The 16,984-nt window shown below is 63.5% G+C and carries 14 protein-coding genes and 12 pseudogenes; 13 read left to right on the top strand and 13 right to left on the bottom strand.

The window, feature by feature from the left end:
* Positions 1–94 precede the first annotated feature (94 nt).
* Together CAF53_RS26595 and CAF53_RS26590 are read left to right on the top strand one after the other, a co-directional pair.
* Positions 95–349: pseudogene (locus CAF53_RS26595) on the top strand (hypothetical protein); the annotation flags it as partial.
* 66 nt (positions 350–415) lie between these two features.
* Positions 416–2,199 (top strand): annotated as a pseudogene (locus tag CAF53_RS26590) (Tn3 family transposase); the annotation flags it as partial.
* A 462-nt stretch (positions 2,200–2,661) separates the two neighbouring features.
* Here the strand turns inward: CAF53_RS26590 and CAF53_RS26585 are convergent.
* The 4 genes from CAF53_RS26585 to CAF53_RS26570 all read right to left on the bottom strand — a co-directional run bounded on the left by CAF53_RS26585 (position 2,662) and on the right by CAF53_RS26570 (position 5,408).
* Complete coding sequence (locus tag CAF53_RS26585) at positions 2,662–3,621, bottom strand: replication initiator protein A (RefSeq protein ID WP_017503520.1); 960 nt, start codon at positions 3,619–3,621, stop codon at positions 2,662–2,664.
* Positions 3,618–4,004: a hypothetical protein gene (locus CAF53_RS26580; RefSeq protein WP_017503521.1), complete on the bottom strand. Its 387-nt coding sequence runs from the start codon at positions 4,002–4,004 to the stop codon at positions 3,618–3,620. Before CAF53_RS26580 ends, CAF53_RS26585 begins: the two co-directional genes overlap by 4 nt.
* On the bottom strand, positions 4,004–4,657 hold the full coding sequence (locus tag CAF53_RS26575) for a ParA family protein (protein WP_100240133.1): 654 nt from the start codon (positions 4,655–4,657) through the stop codon (positions 4,004–4,006). The genes CAF53_RS26580 and CAF53_RS26575 overlap by 1 nt, the downstream gene beginning before the upstream one ends.
* Before the next feature lie 106 nt (positions 4,658–4,763).
* Complete coding sequence (locus CAF53_RS26570; protein ID WP_100240132.1) at positions 4,764–5,408, bottom strand: transcription elongation protein SprT; 645 nt, start codon at positions 5,406–5,408, stop codon at positions 4,764–4,766.
* Positions 5,409–5,867: 459 nt separating this feature from the next.
* Here CAF53_RS26570 and CAF53_RS26560 point away from each other — a divergent pair, with 459 nt between their 5' ends.
* The 4 genes from CAF53_RS26560 to CAF53_RS26545 all read left to right on the top strand — a co-directional run bounded on the left by CAF53_RS26560 (position 5,868) and on the right by CAF53_RS26545 (position 8,208).
* The gene (locus tag CAF53_RS26560; protein WP_038293132.1) at positions 5,868–6,143 is read left to right on the top strand and encodes an AbrB/MazE/SpoVT family DNA-binding domain-containing protein; all 276 of its coding nucleotides are present in this window, start codon (positions 5,868–5,870) and stop codon (positions 6,141–6,143) included.
* Positions 6,140–6,538 carry a type II toxin-antitoxin system VapC family toxin gene (locus tag CAF53_RS26555; RefSeq protein ID WP_017503525.1) on the top strand — a complete coding sequence of 133 codons (399 nt, stop codon included), beginning with the start codon at positions 6,140–6,142 and terminating at the stop codon, positions 6,536–6,538. Before CAF53_RS26560 ends, CAF53_RS26555 begins: the two co-directional genes overlap by 4 nt.
* 2 nt (positions 6,539–6,540) lie before the next feature.
* Positions 6,541–7,149 (top strand): histidine phosphatase family protein, encoded by a 609-nt coding sequence (locus tag CAF53_RS26550; RefSeq protein WP_017503526.1) that lies wholly within the window; start codon positions 6,541–6,543, stop codon positions 7,147–7,149.
* A gap of 69 nt (positions 7,150–7,218) precedes the next feature.
* Positions 7,219–8,208, top strand: a complete 990-nt coding sequence (locus tag CAF53_RS26545; protein ID WP_197707597.1) for a pepsin/retropepsin-like aspartic protease family protein — start codon at positions 7,219–7,221, stop codon at positions 8,206–8,208.
* 32 nt (positions 8,209–8,240) lie between these two features.
* On the opposite strand, the pseudogene CAF53_RS28925 reads toward CAF53_RS26545, so the two are convergent.
* From CAF53_RS28925 to CAF53_RS29320, 6 genes and pseudogenes are all read right to left on the bottom strand, one after another.
* Positions 8,241–8,758 (bottom strand): annotated as a pseudogene (locus CAF53_RS28925) (tyrosine-type recombinase/integrase); the annotation flags it as partial.
* Between the two features lies 1 nt (position 8,759).
* Positions 8,760–8,802: pseudogene (locus CAF53_RS29205) on the bottom strand (hypothetical protein); the annotation flags it as partial.
* 1 nt (position 8,803) lies between these two features.
* Positions 8,804–8,874 (bottom strand): annotated as a pseudogene (locus CAF53_RS28920) (integrase); the annotation flags it as partial.
* Between the two features lies 1 nt (position 8,875).
* Positions 8,876–9,184 (bottom strand): annotated as a pseudogene (locus CAF53_RS28915) (site-specific integrase); the annotation flags it as partial.
* 138 nt (positions 9,185–9,322) lie between these two features.
* A partial coding sequence (locus CAF53_RS26535) for a CopG family transcriptional regulator (RefSeq protein ID WP_242443698.1) occupies positions 9,323–9,595 on the bottom strand: 273 nt, incomplete at its 3' end.
* 74 nt (positions 9,596–9,669) lie between these two features.
* Positions 9,670–9,889, bottom strand: a pseudogene (locus CAF53_RS29320) (hypothetical protein); the annotation flags it as partial.
* A gap of 544 nt (positions 9,890–10,433) precedes the next feature.
* On the opposite strand from CAF53_RS29320, the gene CAF53_RS26520 reads away from it, so the two are divergent.
* The 3 genes and pseudogenes from CAF53_RS26520 to CAF53_RS28905 all read left to right on the top strand — a co-directional run.
* The gene (locus CAF53_RS26520; protein ID WP_100240028.1) at positions 10,434–10,679 is read left to right on the top strand and encodes an AbrB/MazE/SpoVT family DNA-binding domain-containing protein; all 246 of its coding nucleotides are present in this window, start codon (positions 10,434–10,436) and stop codon (positions 10,677–10,679) included.
* 93 nt (positions 10,680–10,772) lie between these two features.
* Positions 10,773–10,867 (top strand): annotated as a pseudogene (locus CAF53_RS28910) (VapC toxin family PIN domain ribonuclease); the annotation flags it as partial.
* 1 nt (position 10,868) lies between these two features.
* A partial coding sequence (locus tag CAF53_RS28905) for a PIN domain-containing protein (protein WP_347337881.1) occupies positions 10,869–11,087 on the top strand: 219 nt, incomplete at its 5' end.
* A gap of 598 nt (positions 11,088–11,685) precedes the next feature.
* Here the strand turns inward: CAF53_RS28905 and CAF53_RS28900 are convergent.
* The 3 genes and pseudogenes from CAF53_RS28900 to CAF53_RS26505 all read right to left on the bottom strand — a co-directional run.
* Positions 11,686–11,820, bottom strand: a pseudogene (locus CAF53_RS28900) (Tn3 family transposase); the annotation flags it as partial.
* Between the two features lies 1 nt (position 11,821).
* Positions 11,822–11,887 (bottom strand): annotated as a pseudogene (locus tag CAF53_RS28895) (hypothetical protein); the annotation flags it as partial.
* Position 11,888: 1 nt separating this feature from the next.
* The coding region (locus tag CAF53_RS26505; RefSeq protein ID WP_242443703.1) for a Tn3 family transposase at positions 11,889–14,518 on the bottom strand (2,630 nt) is incomplete at its 3' end.
* Between the two features lie 147 nt (positions 14,519–14,665).
* On the opposite strand from CAF53_RS26505, the gene CAF53_RS26500 reads away from it, so the two are divergent.
* From CAF53_RS26500 to CAF53_RS26490, 4 genes and pseudogenes are all read left to right on the top strand, one after another.
* Complete coding sequence (locus CAF53_RS26500; RefSeq protein ID WP_026109404.1) at positions 14,666–15,271, top strand: recombinase family protein; 606 nt, start codon at positions 14,666–14,668, stop codon at positions 15,269–15,271.
* Positions 15,268–16,185: pseudogene (locus CAF53_RS29315) on the top strand (hypothetical protein); the annotation flags it as partial. The gene CAF53_RS26500 and the pseudogene CAF53_RS29315, both read left to right, overlap by 4 nt.
* 85 nt (positions 16,186–16,270) lie before the next feature.
* A pseudogene (locus CAF53_RS29310) lies at positions 16,271–16,477 on the top strand (hypothetical protein); the annotation flags it as partial.
* A 216-nt stretch (positions 16,478–16,693) separates the two neighbouring features.
* Positions 16,694–16,984 (top strand): transposase (locus CAF53_RS26490; RefSeq protein ID WP_242443702.1); only part of this gene is annotated, 291 nt, incomplete at both ends.

Here is a 16,984-nt window from a genome sequence, read left to right as displayed (position 1 = left end):
GTCGTTCCTCGCATGGGCGACCGTCAACAACAACCAGCCCGTTCCCGACGTGTTCTCCAAGATGACCAAAATCGCAGCTTCGGGCCGACTGGGCCAGGTTGCAACCCCGCTCATCCATGCCATGCTCGACCGTCAGTACCGCGCGACGCTCGATGAACCCGTCGGCATGCTCGGCGACATCACCCCGCGCGCAGCCGTTCAAACTGCCGCAGGCCGGCACCGAGTAGCCGGGTGGCTCAAGCATCTCGAAAACCGCAGCAGCAGCCAACTCGACGCGAACGACCCGATGGCCACCTACGACTTCACTTGGATATGGCGCGAACTTGGCATCGAGAACCTGCGCAAATAGTTCGCTACCCCTGACGTCGATGCCTACCGTGAATCCGTGTCCCTACAATGCACAGAGGCCAGGTCGCTGACCGACACGCTCGGCGACGATCCGCTGGCGCATGTCGATCAGGGGTATCACCGCTTCCGCCGGTATGCGCCGCGTATGCTGCGCTGCCTCGACCTCGCAGCCGCGCCGGTTGCCCGGCCCTGCTCGACGCGGTGACCGCGATCGCCGCCAAAGGCGGGGTGCCGGCGGCCGACGACTTCCTGCGCCCGCATTCCAAATGGCGTCGTCAGCTGCGGTTGAAGGGCGGTGACGATGCGCGGATGCGTGAAGTCGCGGTGATGTTCCACCTGCGCGACGCGTTGCGCTCGGGCGACATCTGGCTCGAGCGCTCGCATCGCTATGGCGACCTGCGCCATGTCCTAGTGCCGATGACGGTCGCGCGTACCATGAAGCTGGCAGTCCCGTCCGATCCGCATGTCTGGCTAGCCGACCGCAAGGTCCGGCTTGCCGATGGCCTCGGCCGACTCGGTCGCGCCGCGCGCAATGGGACGATCCCGCATGGCAGTATCGAGGACGGCACGCTGCGCATCGACCGTCTCACCGCCGACCCGCCGGGCGGGATCGAGGAACTGCTGCTCGACCTGTACCGTCGCCTGCCGCCTGTCCGCATCACCGACCTGCTGCTCGAAGTCGATGTCGCACTCGGCTTCACTGAAGCCTTCACCCACCTACGCACCGGCGTGCCGTGCAGCGACCGGATCGGCCTGCTCAACGTACTGCTCGCCGAGGGGCTGAACCTCGGCCTGCGCAAGATGGCCGAGGCCTGTAATACCCATGATTACTGGCAGCTCTCCCGCCTCGCGCGCTGGCATGTCGAAAGCGAGGCGATCGACCAGGCGCTGGCGGCCGTGGTCGCCGCGCAAGGCGATCTGCCGTTAGCGCGGGTCTGGGGCATGGGCACCACCGCGTCCGCCGATGGTCAGTTCTACCCCGCCGCGCGACAGGGCGAGGCGATGAACACGGTCAATGCCCGCTACGGCAACGATCCCGGCATCAAGGCCTACACCCACGTCAACGACCGCTTCGCGCCGTTCGCGTCACAGCCTATCCCCGCGACCGTCAGCGAGGCACCCTATCTGCTCGACGGTCTGACGATGAACGAGGCCGGGCGGCGGATCGAGGAGCAGTATGCCGACACTGGCGGGTTCACCGACCATCTGTTCGGGATCAGCGCCATGCTCGGCTATCGCCTCGTGCTGCGTATCCGCGATCTGCCGTCCAAACGGCTGTACGTCTTCGATCCCGCTGTCACGCCGACCGAACTGCGCCCGCTGGTGGGCGGCAAGGCGCGTGAGGCACTGATCGTCTCCAACTGGCCCGACCTGTTCCGCTGCGCCGCCACCATGAGCGCGGGGCAGGTCGCGCCGAGCCGCATCCTGCGCAAGCTCGCCGCCTATCCGCGCCAGAACGACCTGGCCGCAGCACTGCGCGAGGTCGGGCGGATCGAGCGGACGCTGTTCATCATCGAATGGATCCTCGACGCCGGCATGCAACGCCGCGCACAGGTCGGCCTTAACAAGGGCGAGGCGCACCACGCGCTGAAGAACGCCCTGCGCATCGGTCGCCAGGGCGAGATCCGTGACCGCACTACGGAGGGCCAGCATTACCGGATCGCCGGCCTCAACCTGCTCACCGCCATCATCGTCTACTGGAACACCCTGCATCTCGGCCATGCTGTAGAGGCCCGGCGTCGCGAAGGACTCGATACCCCGGATCATCTGCTGGCCCATGTCTCCCCGCTGGGGTGGGCGCATATCCTCCTCACCGGCGAATACCTCTGGCCGAAGGATGCCGACGCTTAGGGTGTCATTTCGCCCTCAGCCGGAACCGACCCCTTACTGTCTTTGTCGCAGGCACACACCGATGGATCTGGAGTTATCCACAGGCCGCAGGCGCTGTCGTGGCGTTAAAGGATTCTGTTAAAATAGGAATCGTTAAGTAAGTTAAGGCGGAAAAACCAAGGTTTTATGATATTCAATTCAATGGCTTATCCATTTCGCCGGTGGGTGAAACCCCGTGATTCGGTGGGTGAAACCCCGATAGTGGGGTGGGTGAAACCCCGATGGTATGGTGGGTGAAACCCCGACCCTTTTGGCAAGCGACTCAGCGACACATTCGAGTCGTCAAATGGTGGGTGAAACCCCGATAATTGCCCTCGCGAGGGGCCGGATTCACAGTTTTGCCGACCCTTTACGACTCGCTGTCCCGAAATCCGGGGCAGGCTGCCCCTGTTTCTGGGGCAGCGGTGTGTGAAACCACGATAGTTAGCGTGCCCCGCCCCGCGCGAGGCGGTCCATAAGATCGTCCACTTCCCCGGCGCGGCGGCGATCGGCCTCGTAACGCTCATGGCGCTCGCGTTCGGCCTCTAGTCTAGCGTGCAGCTCGGCTGCCTCGGCCGCGCCGCGCAGCTCGAACAGTACTGCCGGCGCGCCCTCGACCGTCTTGGTCATGGTCATGGTGTATTCGGGGAGTTGGTCGGCCTCGATGATCTTCCGCAACATGCGGTTGAACTCCTTGGGCTGGGCGTCACTCCCGGCCTTCTCTCGCAGCAGTTCGACGCGGCACGTCCATCCGCCCCGCTGACTGCCGGCGTGCTTGCGCGCGATACGATACACTGCCCGCTCAAGCCCGCCTGTCAGCAGGAAATAATCGACGTGCATGGTGAGAAGCGACCGCTCGCTGACAATCCCCTCATAGACCCAGTTCGACAGGGTGATGGTCATCCCGCGCGGTTGCTCTGTCGCGGGATCGACCTCCAGGCTCCACCCGTCCAGCCACCCGAATTGCGCTTCGGTGCGGCGCTTGGGCGCGCGCAGCGACGTGCGAATGGAAGTCGTCTCCAGGCGCGACAAAGCCGCCTGCAGCTCGGTATAGTCGCGCCCGCCCGTCCCGCGCCGGATCGCCCGCAACAGGTCGTAGGTCGTCGTGGTCAGCGTCCGGGGCAGATCGTTGACGCCCTGCTCCTTCATCCGGTTGAGGACCGACGCGGCCCAAATCAATATGTCGGCGTCCCATATCGTCGCCATGCCGTAGGCGGGCATCGCCTCGACCTTCACCCACGCCTCGCCGTCCGGGCTGCGATATTCGATCGGCTTGAGGCGCTTACGTTTCTGGAGCGAGAAAAACGGGCGCTCCATCACCTCCCGCTGATCCTTCAGCGGGAGGTCGTTCATCAGCGGAATGAACAAGTCGAACGTGGGATTGGGATCGCGGCGCTTGCTCACGGGGCGAACCGGGTATGCCCGCGCGTCACGAGATATTGCCGCAAGAGCCGCTCGGTGATGACGGTCAGCGGCTCGCCCCCTTCCTCGACGCTCAATTGCCGCAAGGTGCGGTGCATGTCCTCGGGGATATGGATCAGCACGGGCTTCTTGCCGGGGTGGCTGCTGCGCCGCGCCGGGCTTTCGCCGGGATCGCTGCGCGCCCCCTGCCCTCCCCTGCCCCGTTGCTTTGGGACCGCCTCTGCCCTCGTCGGTTTGGAAGATGGCGCTGCTGCCGGCGTCGACGGCGCTATCGCTTCAGTCGCGGCCTGGGGCACAGGCGGCGGCGCAACCTCGGTTTCCGGATCATCGAAAATCCCGGCCAGGGCAGACGATTTCTTGGCCATTACGCAACCTCGCTTAGTGGCTTATTCGCATAACCGCTTAGTCGCTTAGCTTCGGCGTAAGCCGCGCGCAACTCTGCTGCCGCCTTGCTGTCAGGGTCCAGCTCGATCGCGGTCTTGCCGATCGGCGTCGCTTTGTAGAAGTCCTTGCGGAAATGCAGCACGCTATCGAACACGGCAACGCCCTTGGCGGCGAAGCCGGCGCGCGCCTCGTCCCCCTCCCAGCCCTGGTGCGGCACTTGCGTCAGGATCACGGCGAACGGCGTTCCCGCCTGCTGCACCTGCTTGACGGTTTGGAGGACCGAATGAACGTCGAGGCCGCGCGGCGCGACCGGGATCACCACGAAATCGGCCTGTTCGGCCGCGAGCATGGCGATGTCCTTCGAGTTCGCCGGCGTGTCGATGATGATAAGGTCCACCTTGCCGCTATCGCGGCCGCGTGAGACATGCAGCGGCAGGCCTGCGACGCTGCTATCCTTCACCATGACATCGTCGCTATCCCGCCGCTCTGACCAGTAGAGCGCGGACCCCTGCCGATCGTCGGCATCGAGGATCACGACCGCCGCCCCTTCGCGGGCGGCCTCGACGGCAAAGGCGGTCGCGATGGTCGTCTTCGACTGGCCGCCCTTCTGCGCGATGATAGCCCAAGTTTGCATGATGGCTCCCTACTAAGCGATTATGCGATCTATATCGCTTAGTCGCTTAGTAGGCAAGGCACGCCATTAATCGCTTAGTCGCTTAGTGGTTTATCCGCTTGGTATGTCAGGCTTCCGCGTCGCCGCCTTCATCCTCGCTGTCATCATCCAGCGGTTCATGCTGCATCTGGCCGTGATCCTCGATCGGGCAAAGCGGCGCTCCGGCCTGCTCAAGCCATTTGCGCGCGGTCCTGACGGTATAGCCGCACGTCGCGCACTCGCATTTGAGCATCCGGGCTTTCTGCTTCTTCGGCGCGGTCGACTCTCCGTCCGTGTCGAGGCGGGCATGGGGGAGGGGGCCGACGCTCTCCAAAATCGGCGCGATGGCCGCAAGAAACGCCTCGCCGGGGGTGGTGGCGCGCATCGGCCCGACTAGGCCCAGCCCAAGGGCGACTCGTTTAAACGCCTTCCCATGCCCTGCCGGGATGCCGACTGCGGCATGGACAAGCTCATGCGCGAGGATGGCCGCGATCTGCGCCGGCATCGCGTCGGGCGCGTGCGCCAGGTCCGGGCGGATGAAGATTTCAAAATGTCCGTCCGCGCTCAAGCGGTTGTCCCAGCACTCGCCGATCGCCTTGCCCTTCGCGCCTCTGCTGGTGAAGCCGATCGCCACGCGCACGCGGTCGGGCAGGGGGGCGTCCAGCGCCTCGAACAGCGAGGCCACGCCCTGCGCCACCGCATTGAGCCAGCTTTCACGGGTTTGGTGGGTCATCGTCCTTACTCCCTTCAAATCGCCTGTCCGGCGATGGCCATGCCATCGGCCGGAACACGGACGGCCAAGAACGCCGGCGAGAGAGGGGGGCAGCGGGATTCGACGGGGGTGGAGCGGCCGCAGCGCAGCGAGGCACGGCCCCGTCTAATCCCGTTGCGGGGGAGAGGCGGCCGGGACCGCCTTCCCCCTTCAAACAAACATCGACGCCGGCGCACGCCGGCACATCGCCCACGAGATCCGCGCAGCGATCTCGCCCCGCCATGTGGATCGTTACCTTGGGCCAAGACCGCTTGCGGGCTTGGGGAGCGAAGCGAGTAGAGCCACGGTGCCGCGCCAGCGGCAGGCGCTAATCGCTTAATCGCTTAGTCGCTTAGTCGCTTATTATTATTGGCTATCAGGATTTGGGCCTTGAAAATAATGCGTTTCTGCATTACCTTGCCTTATATGGAGGTAATGACCATGACGACATTAAGCGTGACCACGCGGGGCCAGGTGACGTTTCGGAAGGATATTCTGAAACATCTCGGCATCCAGCCCGGTGGCAAGATCAGGCTCGACCTGCTGCCCGATGGGCGGGCGGAACTGAAAGCGGACCAGCCAAAGGGTTCGTGGCGGGCGCTGCACGGGATGCTCAAGGGGAAGGGCGACGGTCCCCGGTTCACGATCGAGGAAATCAACGACGCTATTGCGGAAGCGGGCGCTGCTGCGGGTGTGGCCGGTCTGGACGGTAAATGAAGATCACGGCCGACACGAACGTCTTGCTGCGCCTGGTGCTGGCGGACGACGAAGCGCAGGGCCTCGCCGCCGTCGAAGCGATGGAAAGCGCAAGCCACGTTGCCATCAGCGTGCATTCACTGTGCGAACTCGCCTGGGTTCTGGAACGACTCTACAAGAAAACCCGGCCCGAAATTGCCGCCGCGATCCGAGGCGTGATCGACGCGGAGAACGTCGTCGTCAATCGCCCTGCGGTGGAAGCGGGCCTGGCTATCCTCGATGCGGGCGGCGACTTTGCGGACGGGGTGATCGCTTTCGACGGCCGATTCCACGGCGGGGAGACGTTCGTGTCCTTCGACAAAACGGCGGTCAAACTGCTGAAAGGGCAGGGGGCCGCCGCCCATCTGCTGAAATAGCCATGCGAGCGATCTTCATCCGGCATGGGGAAAGCACCGGCAACGCCGGCGTGCCGTGCCATGATCTCGCGACGATCGAACTGACGGAGCGCGGCCACGAACAGGCGAGTGCGGTCGCGTCGAGCTGGACGCAAGCGCCCGCGCTCATCGTCACGTCGCCCTATACCCGCACCCGGCAGACGGCCGCGCCGACGATCGCGCGCTTTCCCGGCGTGCCGGTGGAAGTGTGGCCGATCGAAGAGTTCACCTATCTGCAACCGGCGCGCTGGAACGGCACGCGCAGCGCGGAGCGGATGCCGCACCTCGAACGCTATTGGAACGCGGCCGATCCTGATTATTGCGACGGGGAAGGGGCAGAGAGCTTCGCCACCCTGCTACGGCGCTGCGAGGCCGCGCTGGCGCGGCTCGCCGCCATGCCGCCCGCCTCGCTGGTCTATGTGTTCGGGCATGGGCAGTTCATTCAGGCCGCGCGCGCGATCGTCGCTGACGCCCATCTGGACGAACGGGCCAAGATGCGGGCGTTCTGGCGCAAGGGCGAGCCGCCAGCGATCGCCAATGCGCAGCGGGTAGGGTTTCATTTGCAAGGAAATCGCTGGGCCTGCACAACGTGATAGCCGTTCGCTTGATCGCCCTATATGACTGAATGCAATGCGATAATAGATATTCGGAGGCTTAGCCTTATGTCTACCCGTCCGCAATTCTCCCGCATCCTACATTTTGTAGGTATGCTCGCTATGAGCGTGACCGGTACTGCTACAATTGCGCAGGAAGCGCGCCCGCCATTGCAGACAAAGCAGCAGGCGAAGATCACGTTTGTTGGCCGGGACATGGGGTGGACGCCGCTTGCATTTGAACGCTTCCACGGTGTCATCTTTTTTCAAGGAACCATCAACGGCGTACCGGCAACGATTCTGCTAGACAACGGCTTTAGCCATACGACCCTTGATGCGGGCTTCGCGCGTCGGATCGGACTGACTATCCATGAAACTGGGCAGACAGCTCGCTCCGGTACGGCTGAGGTTTCCCTTGGGATGGCTGAAGGCGTATCGATCGAAGTTCCCCATCAGCTTGCTCTCACCACTGCAACCGGCGTCGTCGATTTTTCGGCGATATCGGCACGAATAAAGCATCCCATCGATGCTGTTCTCGGCGGCGATCTTATCGGGCAAATAGCGCTGAGCATCTATCCATCTCAGAAAATCATGATGCTAGTTCCTACCGGTCGTATTACCCCTCGACCGGGCGTACATAGTCGGGAAATCCCTCTTATTTCCGGTGATCAGATCGACGCGCAGGTCAATGGTCAGCCGCTACGTTTGCAGATTGATCTAGGATCAGACGGGGTGGTGAGTCTGTCTGACACAGCATGGAAGCGCGTATTCCCTGACGATGGCCACGCGACAAAAGAAACCGGCACCCGTTTTGAAGGAGCCGATCTCGCAGTTCGGCGGATAGCAGGCAACAAACTGACCTTCGGAGGCGCCAATGTCGAAGGTGTGCCAGTTGAAAGCAGTGGCCCACTACCGGGAAATCAAGACGGTCTGCTTGGTCAAGGCATACTTGGAACGGCTGATATCATTCTCGATATCCCGGCAAAGAAGCTGATCCTGATGCGTGAAGCAAAACCAGGTGAAGGTTCCGGATCGTCAAGCGGAGAGAACCGCAAATGAGCGGGGCATGCTGCTCGATGTGTCCTAACGGCTTAAATTAACACCCGTTCAACCTCGTCCAGCGTCACATCATCGGGCCGCCGATCGTAGAGCTGGGTGGTGCGCGTCGAGCTGTGGTTCGCCATTGTCGCGGCCGTCTCCAACGTGCCGCCGTTTTTCAAATAGGTGGTGATCCCGGTCGCGCGGAATGAGTGGTTGCCGATCGCCGCCCCGATCTCGGCCGCGCCGGCACGCCGGCGCACCATCGCAAAGGCATTGGGCTGGGGCAGGGGGGTATCGCTTAGTCGCTTAGTGCCGCGTGCGATCGTCCGGAACAGCGGGCCTTTGCGATCTTCGCGCAGCGCGCAGCCGTCGATATAGGCGGTCAGATAATCCTCAAGGTTATGGTGGCACGGCATCTCATGGCGCTTGCCGCCCTTTTCGTGAAGGCGGACCCATAGACGGCGGTTTTGCATAAACACGTCCTCGACGCGCATGGACAGCGCCGCGCCGATCCGCGCGAAGCTGTAGACCATGAGGGCGATCAGGGCGCGGTCGCGCAGGCCGGCGTNGGTGGCCACGTCGATGCTGTCGAGCAAGCGCCGCGCCTCGTCANGGGCCAGCACCGGCGTCTTTCCGCGCCGCTGGCTATGCGCCGGCCCGCGCACCGATCCAGCGGGGTTCACCNGGACCACCTGGCCCGTCACCAGCCATCCGAAGAGATTGCGGACAGCGGCGAGCTGCTGCTTGACGCTGGGCGGGGCAACCTCACGCCCCAGCGCCTCGACCCAGGCCGCAACGTGAAGCGGTTGCACGCCGACGAGGGAGGCAACGCCGCGTGCCTCGCACCAGGCCAGGAAGTCGGCCGACGCGCGCATATAGGCGCGGCGGGTGTGTGGGTTGCGGATGGTGACGGCGAAGAACTCAAGGAAGCGCAGCCGCGCCGCCTCGTCGGCCGACGCCACCAGCGCCGGCAAATTCAGTGACGGCGAGGGCANGGGGGCCAGCTCGTTCATCGCGCGATCTTCGCCCAACGTGCCGGCTCGGGGCGCGGTTCAGCCATTTTACGGCGCAGCTCGTCAAACACTTCGTCGGCGGGGCGGGTGCGGCCCGCCTCCACGTCCTCAAGGCCGNNCTTGAGCGACGCATCCAATATCCGGCGCAGCAGTTCGTCGCGCAGATCGCGGTGCGGCTCCATCTCGATGAAGTTTTTGACGATCGCGAACACCGCTTCCGAAGGGTCAACGAACATGCCGCCCTCGACCCGCTGCAACAGCCAATCAGCCAATTCGCCGGGGAGATACGCCTCGAAACGAAGGCCACCCGCGCGCGCCTGCTCGCGTAGCGCCTTGGCCTGGTCGCGCTCGGCATAGTTGTCGGCGAAAGCCTCGTCGTCATCCTTGTGCATCACGGCCTCCTTGTGATGGATCTTCAGGACCGTTTAAACGACCTCATCAGGGTCGCCCCCGGACATGGGCGGCNGGGTCGATGATGGTAATGGCGTCTTGCGCCCCGTTGGTGACGGCATCGGCGATCCCGAACAGCTCGACACGGCCGCCGTCATTATAGATGCGGCCCGCGACGGTGCCGTGGACAATGGCCCGCGCGCCGCGCTCGATCGTGAGGTTGCCCGCGATCGTGCCGTGCAGGATGAAGCGCACGCCCCGGCGCAACGTCGCGTCGCCGGCGATCATGCCATAAANGGCGATGTCTTCCTCGATCGCGAAAGGCCCCTCGATCNTNTCNTGCACCGCTTTCATCGCTTGGGCGACTTGAGCTTTTTAACCTTGGGCTTGATCCGGCGCGCCTCGGTGGACACGGCGGGATCGCAATTTTCCTCGACCCGTTCCTGAAACCGGGCTGCCAGTTCCCCGCTGGAAAATACGAGCCGATGATACCCACGCTCTTCAAAATTTTCATCGGTCTGGTCGCGCATGGCCCTGAAGCCTTGGGGGCCGAGATAGTTGGCCTGTCGCCGCGCGAGGTCCGCGAGCGCGACCGGGTTCCGGTTCGTTTTTCCTACTGTGATATAGACGGCTGTTCGCAAGGCTTCCTCCATCGCCTGTGGAGGGCTCAACTTACCACCCGCTCTATATATGATAAAGGACATTATCAAAGGATCATACGCATGCTGGGTGCAGATGGCGCAATTACGCCATCTACCCACAGTCGTGACATAAAAAGCAGAAAGTGCCATAAATTGGAAAAATGGCNAAATCGGCAGTCAATGGATTTTNGTGGGCAATATGACCTTTCAGGTAAACGTCACCGCAAATGGCCGCATGAGCCTTCCGGCGGATGTCAGGAAACGTTTGGGCCTCACAGGCGGCGGGGCGTTGATCGTGGAGGAAACGCCCGATGGCGTCATTCTGCGCACAGTCGCTCAATCCGTTGCCCATGCCCGTGCGCTGGCCCGCAAATATACGGTCGACAAGCCAGAGGCGTCGGTCGATAGCTTCCTTGCTAACCGTCGCGCGGAAAGCGGCGAATGACGTCGATCGTCCTCGACGCCTCCGCCTTGCTCGCCATGCTGCGTGATGAGCCGGGNCGGTGACAAGGNTGCGGGTGCACTGATCGGCTCGCGCATGTGCACGGTGAATCTCGCCGAGGTGATAAGCCACTTTGTGCATAACGGCATGCCGCCCCAGGAAGCGGACGCGATGCTACGCCCCCTGCCCGTNACTTGGGTGGAGGCAGACGCGGAGCTTGCGAGAATCGCAGGCCATCTGCGCGCCGCAACGTCCGAAGCAGGACTGTCGCTTGGTGATCGCTTCTGTCTGGCCTTGGCTCTTCGTGACGGATTGCCAGCCTGGACGGCAGACCGACAGTGGGCCTCAGTCGCCGAGACAACGGGCGCTAAGGTGAAGATTATTCGTTCCCTTAGACGATCAAGCCAATGATCCAATGATGAGCGCCTTATTCCGTTCGTGTGGAACTTGCACGAGCAGCGACGATAGGGTTAATCCACTATGACGATAGATTACTGCCGCCAGCGTAACCAAATGACGATAGCGGCGGTGATGAATGTATAGACCCCCACCCCTATCCACTGCGAAGGCAGAAACGACCTGCCAATACTAGGCATCATCGNTGATGAGGTGTCGATCGGCCAGCCCCCGTTTTGTCGGCCGCCAGCAACTCTAAGGACGGGGACCGCGAACGATGATGCTATCAACATTGACAAATGTACATACAAATGCCATTTTTCAGCATGGATAGCAAAAATGTCGCTGGCTTCGATTGGGATGAAGGCAACCAGGCTAAATGTCAGAAACATGGTGTCACGCTTGCGGAAATCGAAAGCGTGTTCGCCGGTACGCCGTCCATAGGGCCAGATNTCGCCCATTCGACNGTGGAGACGCGCTTTCTGGCCCCTGTGCATTATCAGGACACGGATTCACGGTAGCGGTTTGATGAGCAGCGGCATGANGCCGTTGGCGTCGAGATCGAGGTGATCGGACCAGACATAATCGCCGGTGAGATTGATGCGATCCCAANCCAACGGCGAGAGCCGGGACAGCATAGCTGGATCGATGGGGCTTCCTCGACGACGCATTTCGTCGACGGCGCGCCCCAGATAGCGACAGTTGAACAGGATAATCGCTGCGGTGACGAGGTTGAGCGCGGCCGCTCNGGTCTGCTGGTTCTCCAGGCCACGGTCGCGAAAACGGCCGAGCCGATGGAAGGCGACCGCCCGGGCNAGGCTGTTGCGGGCCTCGCCCTTGTTCAACTCGGCAGTGACGGTACGGCGCAGAGCCGGATCCTCGAACCAGCGGAGCGTGAACAGCGTGCGCTCGATCCGCCCGATCTCCCGCAGCGCCGCAGCGAGGCTGTTCTGCTGGCGGTAGGCGGACAGCTTCTTCAGGATCAACGATGGCGTGACGGTGCGGTGACGGATCGCGCCAATGACACGTTCAATATCGGGCCAGTGGCTGACGATCAGGTCCCGGTTGAGCCTGTGACCGAACAGTGGCGCAAGCCTGCCATAGCGCTTCGAGGGTTCGAAAGCGTAGAGGCGCCGGTCGGACAGGCGAGGAATGCGCGGCTCGAAATCGAGCCCGAGGAGATGCATCGTCGCGAATACGATGTCGGAAACGCCGCCTCCATCGACGTGCAGCGCGGTCAGATCGGCGTTGCTGTCATGGCCGAGGAGCCCATCGAGCGCATGGATGGCTTCTCCTGCCGTGCCGGCGATCACCGTCTGGTGCAGCGGCGCGTAGCGGTCGGTGATGGTGGTGTAGATCTTGACCACTGGGTCGCGACCATAATGGGCGTTGACCGCTCCGCCGGCTTCGCCCGGCCCGCCCAGGTAGAAGGCCTGGCCATCCGCGGAAGCCCGGTGTCCTTGCCCAAACCAGGCGGCGATCGGCTCGGCGTGGATGGCGTCGGTCAGACAGGCGAGCGCCGCCCGAAAGGTTTCCTCGCGCATGTGCCATGTCTGCATGCGCAGCAGCGCGCGGCGTGACCCTGCGCCGCATACCTCGGCCATGCGCGACAGCCCAAGATTGGTCGCTTCGGCAATCAGAGTGGCGAGGAAGGCCTGCTCATCGCCAGGCGGCAACCCGGTCGAGACGTGCCCGAAGTGCCGGGTGAAGCCGGTCCAGCGTTCGACTTGCGACAACACGTCGGTGATACGCGTGGCAGGCAGCATGTCGTAGCAGGCAAGCGTCAGGCGCCGTCCTTCGTCGTGCCTGGCATCATCGTCCTGCAGTTCCTTGGGAAATCGCAATCGCTCGCCAGCGAACAGGGCAGCATCGCGTCCGGCCAGATTGTGGGCGACGTCGCGCAAGGCGCTGTCGAGCTGCGCGGCGCGCTGATCGAGCCATGCGTGTGGATTACCGAGCGAGAACGGCGGTTGCAGCGCTGCGCCGGATAACGGCGCGAGCAGCACGTCCAGCGACCTGTGCAGCCTTGACCTCGGCACCCAGATATCACCCGAGGCCAGTGCATTGGTGAGCGCGCCGTAAGTCGCCATCTCCCAGTGCGTCCGGTCGATCTTGCCGGCGACCACGACATGGCGGTGCCAGCGCCGCTCGACATGACCGAGCGGAACGTCGGCAGGGAGGGGCTTGCGCCAGTCGCCATCAAGATTCGACAGGATCGCCATCGCGTCGCGCAATGCCGCGGTGCCGGCCCGACCGTGGAAATCGAGCGCTTGCAGGAATAGAGGCCCTGTTCGCTTGAAGGTCCGGTATTCGGCTGCGATCTCGCTCAGCACATCGTCCCTGTGAGGTGCCGCGGTACGACGGATGATTGCGGCATCAGCATCGAGCATGTCGAGAGGCACGATATCCCTGAGGGCCGCACCGATATCTCCGCCGGCGCGTGCTGCCTGGCTAACTGTTTCCAGCACAGTGGCGATCCGCATCAGCCGATCGCGGCCTTCGCGTCCCGAAATCGCGACCCTCTGCTCCAGGCGTTTGCGAGCACGAAGGTGAGCGCGTCCCATCAAGGCGCTGAACATGGCGATCGCCGCGTCGGTAAGCGTGGCCTCCATCTCGCGCAGCGTTGCAAGCAGGATGACCCGCCTGCGGGAGACGCGCATCTGTTGGAAAGCCTGGGCTGTATATCGCACGCCTTCGCGGGCGAACTGCGTCAGGCGGGGCTCGTGCAGGGGATCGACCGGAATGCTGGAAATACCGGTCCTATGGATTATCGCGACCTTCTCGAGGATTTCGGCAAGCGAGGCTGACGCGACGCGGGGCTCTGGTTCGCGCAGCCAGGACAAGCGGCTCTGCCGGTCATGTACCTTCTCATCGATCAGCATATCGAGACGCTGACGCATATCCGCATCGAGTTTAGCATCGACCGCGGCGACCAGATCGGTTTCCGTCCGAAGCATCGCCTCGGCCGCCATCCGCTCAACGACGCTGATGCCAGGGATGACGATGCGTCGCGTGCGCAGCTCGTCCAGCAATCGATCAAGCAAAATGCGCCCGTCCACGATAGCCATGGCTTCGGTTTCCAGCCAAGTCATCATGATGCCGCGCGCTGGCCGGCTCAGATCGGTGAATCCGAAGCGCGCCTTGATGGCGGCAAGCTGATCGTAGCGGGTCGGCGCTCGCCGCGCGAAGTCGGCGACGACGCCTGCATCCACTCCGACCTGTTCGGCGATGTGGTCGAGCATGATTGCAGGCAACAGCTCGCCTGTGCGCAGATGTCGCCCCGGATAGCGCAGGCAGCAGAGTTGCAGGGCATAGCTCAAGCGGGTCGCCGGAGTGCGTGCGAAGCCGATCGCAGCAAGGTCCTCGGCATCGAGGCCATGATGTCGCACCACCGCCGCCTCGCTGTCGGGCAAAGCAAGCAACGCGGCGCGCTGCCGCTGGGTCATCGGAATACGTGCGGGCATGTTTCATCCTCCAAAAACCTCTTGCCTTTTGTTGGCTTAGTGAAAGAGGATTGTGAAAGANCCAAGGCTGCGGAAATTGGTGCATGCTGTTTCCGCCTCCAGATACGGCCGTTTGTGAAAGAGACGCAGATGACGCGCGAACCCTATCTGATCGGTTATGCCCGCGTGTCGAAGGGCGACGACCAGTCGAACGCCGCGCAGCGGCGCGCGCTCGATGCGGCCGGCTGCAAGCGGGTGTTCGAGGAGACCGCCAGCGGTGGGCGGTGGGACCGACCCAAGCTTCTGGAGATGATCGGCCAGTTGCGCGACGGAGACGTCGTCGTCGTCTGGAAGCTTGACCGGCTGTCGCGCAGCCTAAAGGATATGCTGCACATCATGGAGCGGATCGAGCTGGCAGGCGCGGGCTTCCGCTCACTGACCGAGGCGATCGACACCACCACCGCGGCAGGGCGGATGATGATGCAGATGGTGGGAAGCTTCGCCGAGTTCGAGCGGGCCATGATCCGCGAGCGTACCAGCGCCGGCCTTGCCCAGGCTCGCGCAGAAGGACGGATCGGCGGGCGTCGGCCCAAGCTCGGCGACAAGCAGCGCCGCGAAATCGCCGAGTCCGTCACGTCCGGCCGCAAGTCCGGTGCCGAGATGGCGCGGCTCTACGGCGTCAGTGAACCCACCGTCTCGCGCATCGTCGCCGCGCACCGCCAGCAATTCAGTCAGCAGCAGAGGGAACAGGCATGAAGCGTGGTCACGATCTGTCCGGCGTCATGAAGTTCGCCACCTCGCCGGCCTGGGGCGAGCATCTGGGCGAGGCGCTCGGCGATCATCTCGGGCTGGCGATGGAGGAGTTCGACTTCGAAGCGGACGAGCTGGCGGACATCGTCGGCGATCATTGGGCCGGCGTGTTGTGGGGATGCGCGTTCGAGGATCTGCTGACGCGCACCATCCAACCCGACCGGAACATCGTCGATGACTATATTCGGCGCCGGGGCTGGAATGAGAGCGGCCCGACCAAAATCTACCTGCGTGCCCTTCGATCGTCAGTGATGAGCCTCCACGAGGTCAGCGAGGTCGAGCCCGGCAGCGGCTTCCTCGTGCGCGACCTGATCCGGGGCGGCGAGCCGCTTCGAGTATCCGAGCGCAGCGCCTCGCAGACGCTGAAGCAATGGGACAGGATCGGTGCCCGCGTCGTGCAGGTCGGAGGCAAGCACCTCCTGTCGGGCGGCGTGCTGTCGTTCACGATGGAGGCGGCCGAGGCGCTCGTCGCCGATCTACGGCGCTCGAAGGGCAAGCGCAGCCCGCGCACCGCGTTGAACCTAGACGCCGACGATCTGGCTGCACTTCCGGCCCTCATCAGCACGGCATGGCTGTTCGATGTCGTTCCCAAGACCATGGGACCGGCGCCCATCCCCACGCTGCACAACATTGATGGCGAGGAGGTGATGTTCCACCGCGTGCGCTTTCCCTTCGCACGCGGCGTGACCCAGGCGCTGGTCGGCGAGCGGCTTGATACTGTCCCTGCGCTTCAGCGGGAAACCACGCACTTTTGGAACTGGCTGGGCGAGAAACCGAACGGAAAAGCGAAAAGCACCGGGCGCATGGCGTGGGGTGTGACGATGGCGGACGGCACCCCGGTGCTCGGCAATGTCGAATTGNAAGGCCGCGCCCTGATGCTCGCCGTCACCTCGGCCGAGCGAGCGAAACGCGGCACCGCGCTTATCAACGATGCGCTCGCCGGGNTGGTCGGCTCGCCGCTGACCACGATTGAGACGGTCGAACAGGCCATGGCGGCGCGGGCCGAGGGGCTGACATCATCCGAACCGGCACCCGCCATTGCGCCAGAGGTTGCAACCCCGCTCATCCATGCCATGCTCGACCGTCAGTACCGCGCGACGCTCGATGAACCCGTCGGCATGCTCGGCGACATCACCCCGCGCGCAGCCGTTCNAACTGCCGCAGGCCGGCACCGAGTAGCCGGGTGGCTCAAGCATCTCGAAAACCGCAGCAGCAGCCAACTCGACGCGAACGACCCGATGGCCACCTACGACTTCACTTGGATATGGCGCGAACTTGGCATCGAGAACCTGCGCAAATAGTTCGCTACCCCTGACGTCGATGCCTACCGTGAATCCGTGTCCCTACAATGCNCAGAGGCCAACTGGNCCGACCTGTTCCGCTGCGCCGCCACCATGAGCGCGGGGCAGGTCGCGCCGAGCCGCATCCTGCGCAAGCTCGCCGCCTATCCGCGCCAGAACGACCTGGCCGCAGCACTGCGCGAGGTCGGGCGGATCGAGCGGACGCTGTTCATCATCGAATGGATCCTCGACGCCGGCATGCAACGCCGCGCACAGGTCGGCCTTAACAAGGGCGAGGCGCACCACGCGCTGAAGAACGCCCTGCGCATCGGTCGCCAGGGCGAGATCCGTGACCGCACTACGGAGGGCCAGCATTACC

The organism is Sphingobium sp. LB126 (assembly GCF_002795205.1).
Taxonomy (GTDB): domain Bacteria; phylum Pseudomonadota; class Alphaproteobacteria; order Sphingomonadales; family Sphingomonadaceae; genus Sphingobium; species Sphingobium chungbukense.
Note: the sequence above shows the minus strand (reverse complement) of the source record. Positions and strands in the feature narration are given on the sequence as shown.